The following is an 18,967-nucleotide window of genomic DNA, read 5'->3' as shown; positions in this document are numbered from 1 at the left end:
TTGCTAGTATGGACAGGGAGGAAATATCTTAAACCATTGACCTATGAATCTATTAAAAAACCAGAACCTTATTCTGTTTTCCTCCGGCTGGCAAAAACCATCCGGTCCCGTCCGTTGATATCCGTTCTGACCTCGGCCTGGAAGCCGGGCAGCAGTTGTTCAATCATAGAGGAGACCTGTTCTCCCTGAAGCCAGCCAATTTCAAAGGCAAGGAGAAGAGGCTTCTGTTCCGCATGCGCGACCTGAGTGAGAATACGTTTGTAGGCGGCCAGCCCTTCTTCTTCCGCAAATAACGCAAGGGAAGGATCAAAATCAAGAACGGTATCATCCATCAACGCTTTTTCTTCTTCAGAAATATAAGGAGGATTTGAAACGAGAATATCAAAAGGTTCATGCTGTACAGGGGATAGGAAATCACCCTGGTAAAACTGAATATCCACCTCGTGGCGCCGCGCATTGGCTGCCGCCACTTTCAGGGCTGCGTCGGATATATCCACAGCGGTCACTTCACTTCCCGGTATTTCCAATGAAGCTGTAATGGCAATGATCCCGCTTCCTGTTCCAAGATCCACAATCTTTGGCGATGCTATTTTTTCGGCACGTGCCCATTCCATGACACCAAGGACAAGTTCTTCCGTTTCCGGACGTGGTATGAGAACATCCGGCGTCACTTTGAACTCCCGGCCAAAAAAGGAAGCAGAACCAAGCAGGTGCTGAACGGGCTCTCCTGTCTCCGCATGCGCCCGGACAGCTTTGATGAAGTTCTTTTTCACTTCCTCATTCAATGGCTCATCTTCATAGGCAAGCATTTTCGAAAAGTTCCACCCCAGATATCCTTCGAGTAAAAGCTGGGCGGCCTGTGTCTCCCTGTCATGCTCCTGCAAAAAAAGAGAAGCCCAGCGGCGGGCTTCCCGAATCGTCGTAAAAGTAGGCTGCATACTATTCACCAAGCTGTTCCATTTTTTTCGTCTGCTCTTCGATCAACAGGGCATCAATGATTTCATCCATGTTTCCCTGAAGAATCTGGTCAAGCTTCTGTAACGTCAAACCGATGCGGTGATCGGTCACACGTGTTTGCGGGAAGTTATACGTACGGATACGCTCGGAGCGGTCCCCTGTACCTACGGCAGATTTACGGTTTTCATCGTATTCTGCTTGTGCTTCCTGTTGGAATTTATCATAAACACGAGCACGAAGAACTTTCATCGCCTTCTCTTTGTTCTTGATTTGTGATTTTTCATCCTGACAAGATACAACAGTTCCTGTTGGTTCGTGAGTCAGACGTACGGCGGACATGGTCGTGTTGACACTTTGTCCTCCTGGACCACTTGAAGCAAACGTATCGACTCGGATATCTTTATCGTGCAGCTCTACTTCGACTTCTTCCGCTTCAGGCATAACTACGACAGTCGCGGTAGAAGTATGAATACGTCCGCCTGATTCCGTTTCAGGTACACGCTGCACGCGGTGAGCGCCGTTCTCAAACTTCAGCTTGGAAAAGGCCATGTTTCCAGACACCATAAAGATAATTTCTTTATAACCGCCGACATCACTTGCATTTGCTTCAATGACTTCTGTCTTCCACCCCTGAGCCTCTGCATAGCGTGCATACATGCGGTAAAGGTCACCAGCAAACAGAGCCGCTTCATCCCCACCGGCTGCGCCGCGCACTTCCATGATGACGTTCTTGTCATCGTTCGGGTCTTTCGGAAGCATAAGGACCTTCAAGCGCTCTTCAAGATCTTGTTTGCGTGTGGAAAGTTCATGAATTTCTTCTTTGACCATTTCCACCATATCCGCATCCATTTTGTCGTCAAGCATCGCTTTTGCATCATCCAGCTGCTCGGTCACTTCTTTATATTCACGATAGGCAGTCACGGTATCCTGCAATCCGGATTGCTCTTTGGAATACTCGCGCAGTTTATTCGTATCAGAAATTATTTCAGGATCACTAAGTAATTCATTCAATTTTTCATAACGATCTTCTAATGTTTGTAAACGTTCGATCAATGGTATGCACCTCTTTCTCCATAACAGTCTAATTATATTATAGAGCGCCTGGAGATACAACAACCCCGGAGAAGCACCAAACAAAACCGGCACCAATACGGGGCCGGTCCACGAACGTCACTTTATTTTGACATGGATATCATAACGGGGGACAGCTTTGTAAACCGCTTCCCCAACCTGGTCCTTCCACTCCTGCCGTTCTGCCTCTGACATGTCCTCTTCACCAGCTATATCAACGGTAACCCAAACCTGGTCCGCCTCCATAATGACGCGTTTAACCGCCACCCCTTCCAACTGCTGGGCGGCTGTCTTGATCAATTCACGATCCTGTTTCAGCCCCCATGTATGACCGACTTTATTTACAGATCGCGGGTTCTCATCTTCCATAGTCACTTCATTGTTCAATCCCATGTTCTCTACATCGTCACGGCTCGTCTGCCCCTGATATTTTTCCACCTGTGTCCCACAGCCGGCAGCAAGCAGGCACAGCACAGCGGCTGGTATCAATACGTGCTGTTTCAAGGTATCACCTCTTATCCTTTTAGGCCTAGTATGACCAGAAGAGGTGAGGGTATGTAAAAAGGTGCCAAGCCGGTTTGCAACATGCTGAAACAAGCGGTTCACCTTGATGGGGCCGCCTGCTGTTACACAAGTTTCCTTAACCGGCGGGGATCCTCCTTCATGTGATATTCCAGTTCTTCACACAATTCCGCATAGTCAAGGCACATCTTGTATGTCCTGCTGGATCGGCTGTCCCCGAGCTTTAGACATTCGTCGGCGCAGGAACGGCACACTTCTGCACACGATTGAGCCAAATCGCGGCTCAAAGGACTGTTTTTTTGAACCACTTCCACCGCATACTTATAGGCATTCATGCATTCTTCCAGCAAATTGGATTTCTCCATAAGATAAGGGCCTGTTTTCATTTTTTCCACTCCTTTTCCAAGGGGTAAAGACGATAGAAATCCTCTACTTTTCCATAGAATACCACATCCACGCCAATGAAAAACCACCGTCAGCACATCGAACCACACCCATCCCATTTGAAGCATAAAAAAACAGCCGGTATCGAGACCGGCTGTTTTCAAACAGGTTACTCCGCATAAGCGGCTTTTATTTCCTTCTGCCTGGGTTTGTTCGGCACTTCATGATGATGACGGCAGCGTGGCTCGTAGGATTCTGATGCTCCCACTAGAATAACCGGATCATCATAAGAGGCCGGCTCCCCATCAATTAAACGCTGCGTACGGCTTGCCGGCGATCCACAGACAGGGCAGATCGCGTTCAATTTTGTCACACTTTCACTAAGAGCCATCAGCTCAGGCATCTTACCGAAAGGTTCTCCCCTGAAGTCCGTATCCAAACCAGCGACGATGACGCGTATGCCTTTATCTGCGAGGCATTCGACTACTTCTACGATATGTTCGTCAAAAAACTGCACTTCGTCAATTCCTACAACATCCATTTCATCCGTGACATGCTGCAGAATATCCAAAGAGTTTTTTACCGGCCGCGCCGTCACTGAAGTCCCGTTATGGGAAACTACAGCATCTTCCTTATAACGGTCATCGATCGCAGGTTTGTACACGCGCACATTCAAGTTTCCAAAGGTTGCCCGTCTTACCCTGCGGATCAGCTCTTCTGATTTTCCACTGAACATGCTTCCGCAGATCAGTTCAACCCATCCGCTCTGTTTCATCACATACACGTCCACTGTCGCTCCCTTCTCCATCAATCAAGCTCAATCCAGCAAAATTGTTTCGTTTATCCTGTATCTCATCAAAAAAGAGCTTCCTCGGCAGCCCCGGATCCCACCGCGGCTCAAACACCAAGGACAGCTCCCTAATATTCATACTTCCCCGGGAATCAGATGTTCAGTCTTTTGAACCTCTTTTTCCGCATTTTTTTGACAAAAAAACAGGCAAACCTTTGAGACAATTTGCCTGTTTTTGTTCAAAATGATGATGTCCCCTTCCGTGGAAGACGGATCATAATTATGAAAGGTTATATTTCTTCTTGAAGCGATCCACACGGCCGCCAGCTTTGTCAGCTTTCTGCTTACCTGTGTAGAACGGGTGAGACGCAGAACTAATCTCTACACGGATCAATGGGTAAGTGTTTCCATCTTCCCACTCGATCGTTTCTTCAGAAGTCTTAGTAGATCCTGTTAGAAACTTGAAATTAGAACTTGTGTCTAGGAATACGACTTTACGGTATTCTGGATGAATTCCTGATTTCATGTTCTTCCACTCCTTTTTGCCCTGAATCCTTGAGAGACAGAGTTATTGTAAGAGCCGTCGAAGGTTCAACATACACCTTGTACTGAAACTCACATAGAATGATTATAACAGGGGGGAGGCCCCAATGCAACAACCAGTTTTTATGAATGGTCAGAGAAGATGATGCATCCACCGGCAGCCCCGCCAAAAGTCTGGCGGAGGGATCAGCGGCGTGCCGGTGAAGCTTTGCCTTTCATATCCTTATCCATGAGGTCGAAAAATTCGTCGTTGTTTTTCGATGCACGGAGTCGACGGAGGAACCGGTCGGCAAAATCATGGGAATCGGACATCGTTTTCCGGATGGCCCAGATTTTATCCAGCTGTGTCTGCGGAAGAAGAAGCTCTTCTTTCCTCGTACCGGACCGTACAATATCAATGGCAGGGAAAATCCGGCGTTCTGCCAAGCTGCGGTCAAGGTGGAGTTCCATGTTCCCTGTTCCCTTGAACTCTTCGTAAATGACATCATCCATCCGGGAGCCTGTATCGACAAGCGCCGTGGCGAGAATTGTCAGACTTCCACCTTCTTCAATATTTCGGGCAGCGCCGAAGAAACGTTTCGGACGATGGAAAGCAGCGGGATCAATACCACCGGATAATGTCCGTCCACTTGGCGGGATGACCAGGTTGTACGCCCGGGCAAGACGAGTGATGCTGTCCATCAGCACAATCACATCACGCTTGTGTTCCACAAGGCGCATCGCCCTTTCCAGTACCAGCTCCGACACTTTGATATGGTTTTCCGGGACTTCATCAAAGGTGGAACTGACGACATCCACATCCGGGGCAACAGACCGTTCGATATCCGTAACCTCTTCCGGACGCTCATCAACTAACAGAATAATCAGCTTTGCATCCGGGTGATTGGTGGAAATACTGTTCGCCATCTGCTTCAGCAGCATCGTTTTCCCTGCTTTAGGAGGGGCGACAATTAAGCCACGCTGTCCATAACCCACGGGAGCCATCAAATCCATAATTCTTGTGGAAAGCTTTTTCGTTTCCGTCTCCAGCTTCATGTGTCTGTCAGGATAAAGCGGCGTCAACGCCGGGAAGTGGACACGCTCTTTGGCGGAATCCGGGTCCTCTCCGTTGACCGCGTCTACGTGAAGCAGCCCATAATATCTTTCGTTTTCTTTCGGCGGACGGACTTTTCCGGACACCTTATCCCCGTTACGCAGGTCGAAACGGCGGATCTGGGAGGCAGAAATGTAAATGTCCTCTGCACTTGGAGAATAATTAATCGGACGCAGGAAACCGAAGCCTTCAGAAGGAATGATTTCCAGAATGCCATCCATAAACAAAAAGCCGTCTTTTTCTGCCTGAGCTTTCAGAATGGCAAAAATCAATTCACGCTTCGTCAGTTTTGCATAATAAGAAACTTTATACTGCCTGGCTTTTGTATAAAGGTCCTTTAAGGTCAATGTTTCTAAATTGGAGATTGTTAAATCTGCCACGTAATCACCACTCTTTTCATATCTTATCGCTTGGATCCGCGTACCTGTCCCACTAAAGGACCGGGCGTTCATGGGTCACCATCTGCATCAATAGGCCCTTTCCGCCCCTGAACCAGATCAAGGCATGGATGGACCCGTTGTATAGGTTCTTGGAATTAAATGTGAACGGAGTCAACGACTTCTCAAAGTGAATACTTGCAAAGAAGAAAAAGGAGAAGTTAAGTGAAGTAAAAAAAAGAAGCCTAAAGAAGCAAGTGACATGATCCTTCTAACTTATAAACAACATTCATTGTACTCCTGTCACTCAAGAGTTTCAATGTTATTTTTTTCAGAAGATGCTGTGATGACAGGAAAAGAAAAGGAAGCCGCCATTTCCGGCTCCCTCTTCCTCTCCTTTCCACCCACAGCGCGTACTATACACGGGATGCGGTTCTCCTGCAGTCCCCTCTGAAGAATAACGCCCCAGATGAGAACTTAAGAGTTTTGGAACTGTTCGATTTCCTCTTCCGACATTTCCTCGTACCAGACGTCGGCGCCTAAATCAATCAGCTTATTGGTTATATTTTCATACCCTCGTTCGATATGATCTACTCCAGTGATTTCTGTAATTCCATCTGCCATTAGTCCGGCAATCACAAGAGCGGCACCAGCTCTTAGATCGGTGGCTTTCACCTTCGCGCCCTGAAGCTTGGAAGGACCGGTCACAATCGCTGATCCCCCCTCCACTTTTATGGAGGCATTCATTCGTCTGAGCTCATCCACATGCTTGAAGCGGGCCTGATAGATCGTATCTGTGACAACCCCCGTCCCTTGTGTCTGTGTAAGCAGGGAAGTGAACGGCTGTTGAAGGTCTGTCGCAAACCCTGGATAAACGAGTGTCTTGATATCAACACTCCTTAGTTGTTTCCCGGGACGTACGTACAGCTGCTCATCATTTTCTTCAATGGTCACGCCCATTTCCCTGAGCTTGGCAAGCAGGGACTCGAGATGCTGGGGAATGACGTTATCAATGACCATTCCGTCTCCCTGAGCTGCTGCCATAATGGTGTAGGTACCGGCTTCAATCCTGTCGGGGATAATCGTATGCAGACATCCCTGCAGCTCCTGCACCCCTTCAATGCGTATGACGTCTGTACCCGCACCTTTGATTTTGGCGCCCATGCTCGTCAACAGGGTGGCCACATCAATGATTTCCGGCTCTTTTGCGGCATTTTCAATGACGGTTTTCCCTTTTGCCCTGACGGCAGCAAGCATAATATTGATAGTCGCTCCAACACTGACTACATCGAGATAAATACGTGCGCCGCGAAGTTCTTTCGCTCTTAGATAAATGGCGCCCTGTTCGTTCGTCACTTCCGCCCCAAGAGCCTCGAAACCCTTGATGTGCTGGTCGATCGGACGCGGGCCCAGGTGACAGCCGCCGGGAAGCCCGATGACCGCTTTATTGAAACGGCCGAGCATAGCTCCCATGAAATAATAGGAAGCTCGAAGTTTTTTCACCTTCCCGTTCGGGAGCGGCATGTCCACCATATTGGACGGATCGATATGTACGGTTCTGCCTTCCTTTGCCACCGTGCCACCGATCTCTTCCAGAAGATCAGCCAAAATACCAACATCCGATATATCCGGCAGGCCTTCAATCGTTACAGGGGATTCAGCTAAAATCGCAGCTGGAAGAAGAGCAACCGCACTGTTTTTGGCGCCGCTCACCCTTACCTGTCCCCGCAGCGGGGCCCCGCCTTTTACTAATAGTTTACGCATGGAAAACTCCTCGCTTTAAAGGTCAAGATTTTCACTTATTATGTGCAATTTTTACCAAATCACACATTATTTTTGGTTGTTCCAGTCATTCAGGAATTTTTCGATTCCCTGATCCGTCAAAGGATGCTTCACGATTTGATTCAGAACCTTAAAAGGAACCGTTGCAATGTGCGCACCATGCAGTGCCGCTTCCGTGATATGAACCGGATGGCGGACCGAAGCAGCGATGATTTCTGTATCAATTGCATGACGATCGAAGATTTCTGAAATTTGAGCTACTAATTCCATGCCGTTCTGGCCAATATCATCAAGACGGCCGAGGAATGGTGAAACGTAGGAAGCGCCTGCTCTGGCTGCCATCAGCGCCTGATTGGCTGAAAACACAAGCGTGACGTTTGTCTTGATATTCAAGTCACTGAATGCTTTTACAGCTTTTAACCCTTCCATTGTCATGGGAACCTTTACGGTAATATTCGGCGCAATGGCTGCAAGTTCCTTCCCTTCCCCAATCATTCCTTCTGCGTCTTCAGAAATGACCTCCGCGCTGACAGATCCGGCCACTTCTGCCGTAATTTCTCTCAAACGGTCGTGAAAAGAAACGCCTTCCTTGGCGACGAGGCTCGGGTTTGTCGTTACACCTGCAAGAATGCCCAGGGCATTGGCTTCGCGGATATCCTCAATATTGGCTGTATCAATGAAAAATTTCATAATCTCCACTCCTCTTCCCTTTGTGTTGGATGCTCAACCATGAAAAATGTCGAATGATTGCGTTTTCATTCATGCTTAAAAGGAAACCGCTACAGGGGTAGCGGCTTCCTTAATACAGAGGTTCTTACGCTTTGTTGGAAGAACCGAATTCGCGCATCTTGCCGATAACCGTTTCTTTGATTGCGTCACGGCCTGGTCCAAGATATTTACGAGGGTCGTACTGTTCTGGCTGGTCAGCAAGAACTTGACGTACGGCTTTCCCTTGTGCGATCTGGTTTTCAGTGTTCACGTTAATTTTAGCTGTACCGAAAGAAATAGCTTTCTTAATGTCAGCAGTCGGGATTCCTGTACCACCGTGAAGAACAAGCGGCTTGTCTACAAGTCCCATGATTTCTTCCATGCGGTCAAAGCCAAGGTTCGGTTCACCTTTGTAAGGGCCGTGGACAGAACCAAGTGCCGGCGCAAATACGTCAACGTTTGTTTCGTCAACCAATTGCTTACACTCAGAAGGAATAGCGTAGGCAGCTTCTGCATCGTCTACGATCAAGTCATCTTCCTGACCACCTACACGGCCAAGTTCTGCTTCAACAGATACGCCGTGGATGTGAGCAAGCTCAACAACTTTTTTCGTTACAGCGATGTTCTCTTCCAATGGATCGTGAGAAGCATCGATCATGACAGAAGTGAATCCGGCGTGGATCGCTTCTGCACATTTTTCGAAGCTGGAACCGTGGTCAAGGTGAATCGCAACCGGTACAGTTGTACCGTAGGCTTTCATAAGGGCCTTCACCATGTCAACGACTACGTTGAAGCCGCCCATGTAACGTCCAGCACCTTCAGAAACGCCAAGGATGACCGGAGACTGCTCTTCTTCTGCAGCCTGCAGGATGGCCTGGGCATATTCTAGGTTATTAAGGTTGAACTGACCTACACCGTAGCGTTCTTCCTTCGCTTTTTCCAGCATTTCTTTCATTGATACTAGTGGCATGAAAGATATCCTCCTTTGAATAACGTGCTTTCCCTATTTACAAGTCTGTTTCCATACGAAAACACACCATGCAAGTTTGGTTACAGTAATAGAATACCAATACCCTTCTTATGGTGCAACAATAGGAGGATTATATAACGCTTACATTAAGAAAAAAGTCATGAGCGGCTGTGAACAAGCGTCCCATTTACCATTTCCTTCAAGTTATGGATGTCAAAAGGTTTTGTTATGATATGCGTTACAAAATGGAAATCGATGTCCTTTCTCACTGATTCCTCCGAATCCCCTGTGATAATCATAACTGGAGAAGAATAGTTCATTTCCTCAAGAAATTGGAGAACGTCTCTTCCATGCATGACTGGAAGATTATAATCCATGATGATAAGGTCAAGGTTCTCTTCCTTTACCACCTGGCATGCTTCTTTTCCTGTTTTAGCCGAAAGAGTCTCATGGCCTTCTGCTTTCAGAATTTCTTCAAGCAGTAACCGGATGCCCGGCTGATCATCGACAATCAGGATCTTATTCGTCATTCTTTCTCCCTCCCTTTCCATGATCGTGTACATTTTCTCTCATTCCTTTAGTTTCGAGGCGTCCCCTGTCATTTCCTGCATACAAATGGATGCGTTGTCATATTTTCTGGAATCATACTGGAATTCGACACCGTTCTCCTCCCAGATATGAAAAGGGACCTTCAGTCAGATTGTTTTTTGAACAAAAAAAGCCGGCGCGGTCTCCCGCGACAGCCTTTTTTCAAGCTTTTTATTGGTATGTCTTCATAGCTGCTCCGATAAAGCCGTAGAACAACTCCTGCGGACGAGTCGGGCGTGACTTGAATTCCGGGTGGAACTGGCTCGCAACGAACCAAGGGTGATCTTCCACTTCGATGATTTCAACAAGACGGCCGTCCGGGCTTGTTCCTGAGAACTTGAATCCGGCTGCTTCCATCTGTTCACGGTAATGGTTGTTAAACTCAAAACGGTGGCGGTGACGCTCGTAGACGACTTCTTCCCCGTATGCTTCCAATGCTTTGGAGCCTTCTTTGAGGCGGGACGGGTAAATGCCCAGTCTCAACGTCCCTCCAAGATCAGATACCTCTTTCTGCTCAGGAAGAAGGTCAATGATCGGATGCGGTGTAGATGGATCGATCTCTGCGGAGTGCGCTCCTTCAAGGCCGAGTACGTTCCGGGCAAATTCTACCGTTGCCAGCTGCATACCAAGACAAATGCCGAGGAATGGGATGCGGTTTTCGCGTGCATACCGGATGGCGTCGATTTTGCCTTCGATGCCACGGTCACCGAATCCGCCTGGAACAAGGATGCCGTCTACTCCATTCAGCTCAGCTTCTACGCTGGCTGCATTCAGCCCTTCTGAATTGACCCATTTCACTTCGATATCGGAATCGTAGCTGTATCCTGCGTGTTTCAGAGCCTCTACAACGGAAATATAGGCATCCGGAAGCTCTACATACTTACCAACAAGAGCAATCGTCGTTTTATGCTGCAGGTTTTTCACACGATCGATCAGCTTATTCCATTCCGTCATATCGGCCGGTGCACAGTCCAGACCGAAATGATCGCAAGTCAGCTGGTCCAGCTTCTGCTCCTGAAGGTTGATCGGAACATTGTACAGCGTATCAGCATCCGCCATTTCAATAACCGCTTCCTTGTTGATGTCACAAAACAGGGCGATTTTCTCCTTCATATCTTCAGAAATCTCCATTTCTGTACGAAGGACAATCGCGTCCGGCTGAATCCCGAGGGAGCGCAGTTCTTTTACACTGTGCTGAGTCGGTTTTGTCTTCATTTCCCCGGCCGCTTTCAAGTAAGGTACCAATGTACAATGCAGGTACATGACATGCTCGCGTCCGATATCGCTCTTGATCTGTCGGATTGCCTCAAGGAATGGCAGGGATTCGATATCCCCGACGGTTCCGCCGATTTCTGTGATGACGACATCTGCATTCGTCTCATGACCGGCACGGAATACACGGTCTTTGATTTCATTCGTGATGTGCGGAATAACCTGAACGGTTCCGCCGAGGTAATCGCCGCGGCGTTCTTTTTTAATAACGGTGGAGTAGACTTTTCCTGTTGTCACGTTACTGAATTTGTTCAAATTGATATCAATGAAGCGCTCGTAGTGACCAAGGTCCAAATCGGTTTCTGCGCCGTCATCTGTAACGAAAACTTCCCCGTGCTGGTACGGGCTCATCGTACCCGGGTCCACGTTGATGTATGGATCAAATTTCTGGATGGTTACTTTCAAGCCTCTGTTTTTCAATAATCGTCCTAATGAAGCAGCTGTTATCCCTTTTCCTAGAGATGAAACCACTCCGCCTGTTACAAAAATGTATTTTGTTGCCACGTCAAATCCCTCTTTCTCTATTTGTATTAATTAGTTATTTACTAAAGCTTCAATTTGATAAGGGGATGTAAAAACAAAAAACGCTCCCCGTCATTGCCGGGGAGCGTTTGGATTCCGTTCAAGGAAATTAAAGAGCCCAAATAAGATTTTACTGATATGACTTTTGAAAGTCAACCTCCTTATTTATCTTCGTCGTCATCTCCAACGAAGCTGAGGTCATCTTCCACGATCTCTTCCTCTTCCTCATCCAGGTCATCTTCTTCATAATCACCATCGTAATCATCGTCATCATCAAGGTCAAGGTCTTCATCAGTAAGCTCAAGATCATCCTCGAGATTCTCATCTTCATCGTTGTATTCATCTGCGCCAAGCTCATCGTCAAGCACCTTGGAAGGTTTTTTCTTTTTCTTCTTCTTTTTGCGTTTCTGAGGCAGGTTGGCGATTTCTTCTTCCATCTGCTCCACTGGGTACCACTTTTTCAAGCCCCATCGGTTCGTACCGATCGTCATGAAACGGCCGTCAATGTTCATATCTGTGTAGAACTGGGCGATGTACTCTTCATTCTGAGCTTCTGTGAAACCTTTCATTTTTGAAATCCGGTTAAAGATTTCATTAAAATCAATGGCTTCGCGCTCCTCTTCCAATATCATGGTCGCCAGTTCGATCATGGAAATTTCTTCAATCTTCTGTGGGCTGAGTTCTTTTACGCTCACGATTCAGCACTCCTTTATCTAGACAAAATAGAATTAATGACTTCATGGGCATACGAATCACATTTAATCATACCATCCATTATATGAGGTGCCTGTACAAAAATCAAATAGAGTCTGCCTCTTCTTTACTTTTCTAGCCAAAGCTGCATGAAAGTAAACCTTGTGCTGAAAAATAGAAAACAAACATAAGCCTTTGTGTTCCTGGAGATATCCTTTAAAATAAAAAGGAGAATGCTCTATGTAAGGAGAGACGATCAATGGAAAACCGCCCTTTTAACTGGACAGCCATCATTCTGACTGCTGCCGCTGTTGGAGTCTGGCTCTACTCAAGCTTCGGAATTATCCACTCCGAACACCTCGAGGAAGCAGAAGTGACGAAGAAAGTCCATAATGATGAAGGCTACTATGTCACGATTGATGACAAGAAAGTATCTGTCAAGGATACGAGCACGTGGATGCTCCTTGAAGAAGGAGGAACCTACAACATTACGTATGAATGGTACGGCATGAAAAAACCGTATGTGACAGAAGTGAACCAGGCCCACGATGACGATCAGGTGGGCGGCCACTAAAAGATGTACCTGAACCTATGTAAAACCCGTCCTGTGAGCTGATTTCCAAATCACAGGACGGGTTTTCTCTTTCAAAACAGCCTACATATTCCTTCTATACTGCCCCCCTACTTCATAGAGCGCATTGGTAATCTGGCCGAGGCTGGCCACTTTGACGGTTTCCATCAGCTCAGCAAAAATATTTCCCCCGCCGGCGGCCGTCTGCTTCAACCGGTGCAGAGCCTCAGAGGCCGTCTGCTCATTCGACTGCTGGAAACGGCGCAGTTCTGTAATCTGATGGTTCTTCTCTTCTTTCGAAGCACGAGCAAGCTCCATCGAGTCGATTTCTTCTTCAGAAGGAGGGTTCGGATTCAAATACGTATTCACACCGATGATCGGCAGTTCACCTGAATGCTTCTTCCCTTCATAATACAACGACTCTTCCTGAATTTTCCCCCGTTGATACTGGCGCTCCATCGCACCCAGCACACCACCGCGGTCGTTGATCCGTTCGAATTCCTGGAGAACCGCTTCTTCCACAAGATCGGTCAATTCCCTTATAATGTACGCCCCCTGCAGGGAGTTTTCATTTTTCGTGAGGCCGAACTCCTTGCTGATAATCATTTGAATCGCCATTGCCCTTCTCACCGACTCTTCGGTCGGTGTTGTAATGGCTTCATCATAGGAGTTGGTGTGCAGGGAATTACAATTATCCTGAATCGCAATCAACGCCTGCAGCGTCGTACGGATGTCATTAAAGTCTATTTCCTGGGCGTGGAGCGAGCGTCCGGATGTCTGAATGTGATACTTCAGCTTCTGACTCCGCTCATCAGCGCCGTATTTATCCCGCATCACCACTGCCCAGATCCGTCTCGCTACGCGGCCGAGTACAGTGTATTCCGGATCCAGTCCATTGGAGAAGAAAAAGGATAAATTGGGTGCGAACTTGTTGATGTCCATTCCCCGGCTCAAATAATACTCCACATAAGTAAAGCCGTTCGCAAGTGTGAAGGCGAGCTGTGTAATCGGGTTGGCCCCTGCTTCGGCAATATGATAGCCGGATATGGAAACGGAATAATAGTTGCGGACCTGATGGTCAATGAAATACTGCTGAATATCCCCCATCATCCGCAGCGCAAATTCTGTAGAGAAAATGCATGTATTCTGTCCCTGATCCTCTTTCAGAATATCTGCCTGCACGGTGCCGCGGACGACATGGATCGTTTCCTCTTTTATCTTTTGTGCTTCTTCAGCTGTCGGCTCCCGTCCTTCTTCCTTCTTAAACTTGGCAAGCTGCTGATCAACAGCTGTGTTGAAGAACATCGCCAGAATAATCGGAGCCGGTCCGTTAATCGTCATCGATACCGACGTCGTTGGATCAACAAGGTCAAATCCGTCATACAGCTTTTTCATATCTTCAAGCGTGCAGATATTCACTCCGCTCTCGCCGACTTTCCCGTATATATCCGGCCGTTCATCGGGGTCCTCCCCGTAAAGGGTGACAGAATCAAAGGCCGTACTCAGCCGTTTCGCATCATCACCTTCCGATAAATAATGAAAGCGGCGGTTCGTCCGCTCCGGCGTCCCTTCTCCGGCAAACTGGCGCTTCGGATCCTCCCCCTTCCGCTTGAATGGGAAAACGCCGGCTGTAAAGGGAAAAGCACCTGGAACATTTTCCTGGAGAAGCCACGTTAACCGGTCTCCCCAGTCTTTGTAGTGGGGCAGGGCGACTTTCGGTATTTTCGTTCCGCTCAGACTTTCGGTTGTGAGGTCCATCGTAATGTCTTTGTTTCTCACTTTAAATGTATAGGTATCCCCGCTGTATCGCTCATGAAGCCCATCCCAGTCCTCCAGTTTGCCGAGGGCATGACGGTCGATGGCCCGTTCATAATCATCCATTAAGCGGCGGAGGTTCTCCCTAACTCCTTCATCCTCCACCATATCGATGGTTCCTTGAAGCTGATAAAGCTTACTCGCCGCTTCCGCCTGTGTATGGGTGTGCTTGTGATAATGGCGGACAGCCATGGAAATATCCCGCAAATACTGCTTTTTTTCATTCGGTATGATCACATTCTGCTTTTCCGCTTTTTGGTTCAGCGAAGAAAAAGAAGTCTCATCCTCCCAGGCATAGGTTTCGTTCAACGTCTCCAGGAGAGCGGCGAACAATGTATTGGTGCCTGGGTCATTGAACTGGCTGGCAATGGTCCCAAAGACAGGAAAGCGGCTGTCATCTTCATGGAACAGCATATGGCTGCGCTGATACTGCTTTTTCACCTGATTAAAGGCATCTTCAGAACCCTTCTGCTCGAACTTATTAATGACGATAAAGTCGGCAAAATCAATCATGTCGATTTTTTCGAGCTGGGAAGGCGCCCCGAACTCCGCGGTCATTACATACATCGACAAGTCCGTAATATCTGTTACAGCGGCATCACCCTGTCCGATCCCACTCGTTTCGACAATAATAAAATCCACCCCGGCGGCTTTAACGACCTGGATGGCTTCTTCCACTGCCGTAGACAATTCTGAGCGGGCATCCCTTGTCGCCATCGACCTCATATAGACACGAGGGTGGAAAATCGCATTCATTCGGATCCGGTCCCCAAGCAGAGCGCCGCCTGTTTTCTTCTTCGTCGGATCGACCGACAGAACAGCGATCTTCTTCTCCGGGACTTCATGAATAAAGCGGCGGATCAGTTCATCTGTTAACGAACTTTTTCCTGCTCCCCCTGTACCGGTGATCCCAAGAACCGGGATCGTTTTATCCTGCGTTTTCTCAACTGCTGTTTCAAAGGCAGCCACGGCCTCGCGCTCTTCCTTGGACGTGTTTTCTACGTAGGTAATGAAGCGGGCAATCGCCTGATGGCTCCCTTCAGATAAATCGGCCACCCCTTTTTCCACATCCAACGGAGGGAGAAAATCGCATTCCTCCATCATCTTATTGATCATCCCCTGCAGGCCGAGTGAACGGCCGTCTTCTGGAGAAAATACCCGGGCAACACCGTACTCGTGAAGCTCCTTGATCTCTCTTGGAATAATCACACCGCCTCCCCCGCCATAGACACGGATATGTCCCGCCCCTTTTTCATTCAAAAGGTCGACCATATATTTGAAATACTCTACATGTCCGCCCTGATAGGATGAGATGGCGATGCCCTGGGCGTCTTCCTGGATGGCGGCGTTGACTACATCTTCGACAGAACGGTTATGACCGAGATGGATCACTTCCGCACCGGTGGATTGAAGAATTCTCCTCATGATATTAATGGAAGCATCATGACCATCAAAAAGACTGGAAGCCGTTACGAATCGAACAGGATTTTTCGGCTTATAGATTATCGGTTGTTCCATTTCCGCTCTTCCTTTCTTTTTCAGCCGATATTACGCATGCCCCGCGTTGTCAGCCGGCTGTATAATTCCTTCTGTCTCTTTCCCCAGTCCTCTTAGAAGCAGATGGATCTGGGTATCGGTATACGTTTGAATCGTAAAATTACGCTGCAGAATCCATCGTCTAAATCCCCACATCTGTCCCTGAACAAAAATATTGTTGGCCATTAAGCGTACTTCCGCCTCAGCGTACTCGCCCGGGAGACTGTTGATGATAACCTGTTCCAGCATGGCGACCATGTCCCGCTCTTTCTGCAGGACATATTCCTGAGCTTCCCGTGACAGCGATTTCACTTCTTGATACATCACCAGAACCTCATCCTGCATATCGTCCATCAATTGAAAATACGAACGGACGGCCTGAATCAGGCTTTTGACGGTTGTCTGTTCCGGGTCGATCGAAGCTTCCATTCTCTCCTTTACACGCTGATAAATAGAATCACAGACAAGAAACAGCACATCCTCCTTCTTGCGGATGTACTCGTATAAGGTTCCAATGCTGAAACCGGAAGCTTTGGCGATCTCACGTGTCGTGGTTTTATGAAATCCCTTTTCCATAAACAGCGTGACGGCACCTTTGATCATCTGATTCCGCCGCTTCACAATCAATGCTTCGTCTTTGATGGTGGATGGTACCTGCTGATCTGTCACATCACTCATCCTTCCCAGCCCATTCCTGAAACCATGATCGGGCCAGCTGATAGGGGTCGGCATCGGGATTTTGGAAGGCCTGTATTTTCTCCGGATCTGTCTCTACCGAAGATTTTACGTTCCGCCATATTTCTTCGCGGATCAGATCATAGACTTCCAGCTGCAGCTGGTCTTTTCTCCGCTTCATCCCTGCCTCGGTTTCGTATAAATACGTACGATGATCCTGCATCTTTTCCCAGGCGTCTGCCATTCCTTTCGATTCCGTGGCCACCGTCTCGACAATAGGCGGCTGCCACCCTTCCGGCTGAATGATCATCAAATATTCCTCGAGGGTCGATTTCAGCTTCCGCACGCCGGGGAGGTCTGCTTTATTAATAAGAAAGAGATCGGCAATTTCCATGATCCCGGCTTTGAAAATCTGAAGGACATCGCCACTGTTCGGTGTCAAGACAAGACCGGTGGTATCCACCACCTTCATCACATCCAGCTCCGACTGACCCACACCCACCGTTTCCACAAGTACGACATCAAAACCGTAAGCATCACAGACCCGGATGCTGTCCTTCGTCGCTCTTGCCAAACCTCCCAGACTGCCTCTCGTCGCCATACTGCGGATGAAAATTCCAGGATCAAGAAAGTGCTGGTTCATTCTTGTGCGGTCCCCAAGCAGAGCGCCTCCACTGAATGGACTTGTAGGATCGACAGCAATGACAGCGACCGTAAGCTCCTGCTTCCTTAAAAAAGTCAGCAGGTGGTTGATCAAGGAGCTCTTCCCTGCCCCCGGGGATCCTGTGATGCCGATATAGTGTGCCTTTTTCTGTATCGAAAAAATATCACTCATCAGTGGAAGCTTTTCCGGATCCTCATTTTCAATGAGCGTGATGGCACGGGCAAGCGCCCTCATATCCTGATTTTGTATTCGTTCCGCCAGCGGGTGCATCATCCATCACCTTCCTACTTCGTTACCATCCGGCCGATAACGAGACGTTGAATCTCCTGGGTCCCTTCATAGATCTGAGTGATCTTCGCATCCCGCATGTACCGTTCTACCGGGTAGTCCTTCGTATATCCATATCCGCCGTGAACTTGAACAGCTTCTGTGGTTACCTTCATCGCTGTATCACCGGCAAACAACTTCGCCATTGCCGACGCCTTGGAATACGGAAGACCTTCAGATTCCAAATAGGCCGCTTGATACGTAAGCAGACGGGAAGCCTCGATTTCAGCTGCCATATCCGCAAGTTTGAAGGATATCCCCTGTAAAGCAGCGATCGGCTTTCCGAACTGCTCCCGCTCCTTGGCGTAGGCGACAGACTCATCAAGCGCCCCCTGCGCAATTCCTACAGCCTGGGCAGCGATGCCGTTCCTACCACCGTCCAGCGTCATCATGGCAATTTTAAAGCCCTGGCCTTCTCCACCCAGCAGATTTTCCTTAGGAATCCGGCAGTCTTCAAAGATCAACTCCGTTGTTGGAGAAGAACGGATCCCGAGTTTCTTTTCTTTTTTCCCTGTGGAGAAGCCTGGAGTGTCCTTTTCTACGATGAAGGCGCTGATGCCGCGGTTCCCTTCATCCGGATTCGTCTTAGCAAATACGACATACGTATCAGCCACACCACCATTGGTGATCCACACTTTGTTTCCGTTCAATACATAGCTGTCACCGTCAAGCTTTGCCTGTGTGCGCATGGAAGACACATCACTCCCTGCCCCCGGTTCGGATAAAGCGTAGGCGCCAAGCTTTTCACCCGCAGCCAGTGGAGCCAGAAACTTCTTCTTCTGCTCTTCCGTTCCAAATGTATAAATCGGCCAGCTGGCCAGGGAAATATGTGCAGAAAGGGTGACTCCTGTGGAAGCACACACTCTGGAAAGCTCCTCCACAGCTATCACGTAGCTGATGAAATCCGAACCGATGCCGCCATACTCTTCCGGCCATGGAATTCCCGTCAGCCCGAGTTCAGCCATTTTGTCAAAAATTTCACGATCAAAACGCTCCTCTTCATCCCGCTCTGCCGCTGTTGGTTCCACCTCATTCTTGGAAAAATCCCGAACCATTTTTCTAAGCATTTCCTGCTCTTCAGTTAATGTGAAATTCATTTCTCCATCC

General features: G+C 48.2%; 19 protein-coding genes. 1 reads left to right on the top strand and 18 read right to left on the bottom strand.

Annotation, left to right across the window (positions count from 1 at the left end; genetic code table 11):
* Positions 1–68: 68 nt before the first annotated feature.
* The 14 genes from prmC to rpoE all read right to left on the bottom strand — a co-directional run bounded on the left by prmC (position 69) and on the right by rpoE (position 12,274).
* Entirely contained in the window at positions 69–938 is an 870-nt protein-coding gene (gene prmC / locus QMA39_RS12690; protein ID WP_206933119.1) for a peptide chain release factor N(5)-glutamine methyltransferase, read from the bottom strand.
* Position 939: 1 nt separating this feature from the next.
* Positions 940–2,010 (bottom strand): peptide chain release factor 1, encoded by a 1,071-nt coding sequence (prfA, locus tag QMA39_RS12685; protein WP_027954715.1) that lies wholly within the window; start codon positions 2,008–2,010, stop codon positions 940–942.
* Between the two features lie 117 nt (positions 2,011–2,127).
* Entirely contained in the window at positions 2,128–2,532 is a 405-nt protein-coding gene (locus QMA39_RS12680) for a hypothetical protein (protein ID WP_206933118.1), read from the bottom strand.
* Between the two features lie 122 nt (positions 2,533–2,654).
* Positions 2,655–2,936, bottom strand: a complete 282-nt coding sequence (locus QMA39_RS12675; RefSeq protein ID WP_242520316.1) for a four-helix bundle copper-binding protein — start codon at positions 2,934–2,936, stop codon at positions 2,655–2,657.
* Positions 2,937–3,103: 167 nt separating this feature from the next.
* A complete protein-coding gene (locus QMA39_RS12670) occupies positions 3,104–3,718 on the bottom strand; it encodes a thymidine kinase (RefSeq protein ID WP_035531831.1) in 615 nt (204 codons plus the stop codon).
* Positions 3,687–3,839 carry a hypothetical protein gene (locus QMA39_RS12665; RefSeq protein WP_156896464.1) on the bottom strand — a complete coding sequence of 51 codons (153 nt, stop codon included), beginning with the start codon at positions 3,837–3,839 and terminating at the stop codon, positions 3,687–3,689. The genes QMA39_RS12670 and QMA39_RS12665 overlap by 32 nt, the downstream gene beginning before the upstream one ends.
* A gap of 165 nt (positions 3,840–4,004) precedes the next feature.
* Positions 4,005–4,250: a type B 50S ribosomal protein L31 gene (locus QMA39_RS12660; protein WP_027954711.1), complete on the bottom strand. Its 246-nt coding sequence runs from the start codon at positions 4,248–4,250 to the stop codon at positions 4,005–4,007.
* Between the two features lie 203 nt (positions 4,251–4,453).
* Entirely contained in the window at positions 4,454–5,740 is a 1,287-nt protein-coding gene (gene rho, locus QMA39_RS12655) for a transcription termination factor Rho (protein ID WP_027954710.1), read from the bottom strand.
* A 474-nt stretch (positions 5,741–6,214) separates the two neighbouring features.
* Positions 6,215–7,501, bottom strand: coding sequence for a UDP-N-acetylglucosamine 1-carboxyvinyltransferase (locus tag QMA39_RS12650; protein WP_027954709.1), 1,287 nt, complete (start codon positions 7,499–7,501; stop codon positions 6,215–6,217).
* Positions 7,502–7,567: 66 nt separating this feature from the next.
* Complete coding sequence (fsa, locus tag QMA39_RS12645; RefSeq protein WP_027954708.1) at positions 7,568–8,209, bottom strand: fructose-6-phosphate aldolase; 642 nt, start codon at positions 8,207–8,209, stop codon at positions 7,568–7,570.
* A 124-nt stretch (positions 8,210–8,333) separates the two neighbouring features.
* Positions 8,334–9,197: a class II fructose-1,6-bisphosphate aldolase gene (gene fba, locus QMA39_RS12640; RefSeq protein ID WP_027954707.1), complete on the bottom strand. Its 864-nt coding sequence runs from the start codon at positions 9,195–9,197 to the stop codon at positions 8,334–8,336.
* Between the two features lie 158 nt (positions 9,198–9,355).
* Positions 9,356–9,727 carry a response regulator gene (locus QMA39_RS12635; protein ID WP_027954706.1) on the bottom strand — a complete coding sequence of 124 codons (372 nt, stop codon included), beginning with the start codon at positions 9,725–9,727 and terminating at the stop codon, positions 9,356–9,358.
* Positions 9,728–9,956: 229 nt separating this feature from the next.
* Positions 9,957–11,561, bottom strand: coding sequence for a CTP synthase (locus QMA39_RS12630; RefSeq protein WP_027954705.1), 1,605 nt, complete (start codon positions 11,559–11,561; stop codon positions 9,957–9,959).
* A 179-nt stretch (positions 11,562–11,740) separates the two neighbouring features.
* Positions 11,741–12,274, bottom strand: a complete 534-nt coding sequence (rpoE, locus tag QMA39_RS12625; RefSeq protein WP_027954704.1) for a DNA-directed RNA polymerase subunit delta — start codon at positions 12,272–12,274, stop codon at positions 11,741–11,743.
* Positions 12,275–12,531: 257 nt separating this feature from the next.
* Between rpoE and QMA39_RS12620 the strand changes: the two genes are divergently transcribed.
* The gene (locus tag QMA39_RS12620; protein WP_027954703.1) at positions 12,532–12,846 is read left to right on the top strand and encodes a hypothetical protein; all 315 of its coding nucleotides are present in this window, start codon (positions 12,532–12,534) and stop codon (positions 12,844–12,846) included.
* Between the two features lie 81 nt (positions 12,847–12,927).
* Here QMA39_RS12620 and icmF read toward each other — a convergent pair whose 3' ends face one another.
* The 4 genes from icmF to QMA39_RS12600 are packed head-to-tail and all read right to left on the bottom strand — an operon-like array spanning position 12,928 to position 18,957.
* Positions 12,928–16,176, bottom strand: a complete 3,249-nt coding sequence (gene icmF, locus QMA39_RS12615) for a fused isobutyryl-CoA mutase/GTPase IcmF (RefSeq protein WP_281658946.1) — start codon at positions 16,174–16,176, stop codon at positions 12,928–12,930.
* 30 nt (positions 16,177–16,206) lie between these two features.
* A complete protein-coding gene (locus QMA39_RS12610; protein WP_281658945.1) occupies positions 16,207–16,863 on the bottom strand; it encodes a TetR/AcrR family transcriptional regulator in 657 nt (218 codons plus the stop codon).
* 1 nt (position 16,864) lies between these two features.
* Entirely contained in the window at positions 16,865–17,803 is a 939-nt protein-coding gene (gene meaB / locus QMA39_RS12605) for a methylmalonyl Co-A mutase-associated GTPase MeaB (protein ID WP_281658988.1), read from the bottom strand.
* Between the two features lie 14 nt (positions 17,804–17,817).
* The gene (locus tag QMA39_RS12600; RefSeq protein WP_027954700.1) at positions 17,818–18,957 is read right to left on the bottom strand and encodes an acyl-CoA dehydrogenase; all 1,140 of its coding nucleotides are present in this window, start codon (positions 18,955–18,957) and stop codon (positions 17,818–17,820) included.
* Positions 18,958–18,967 lie beyond the last annotated feature (10 nt).

The sequence above is a fragment of the Halobacillus sp. Cin3 genome, from assembly GCF_947311855.1.
GTDB lineage: Bacteria > Bacillota > Bacilli > Bacillales > Halobacillaceae > Halobacillus > Halobacillus kuroshimensis.
Note: the sequence above shows the minus strand (reverse complement) of the source record. Positions and strands in the feature narration are given on the sequence as shown.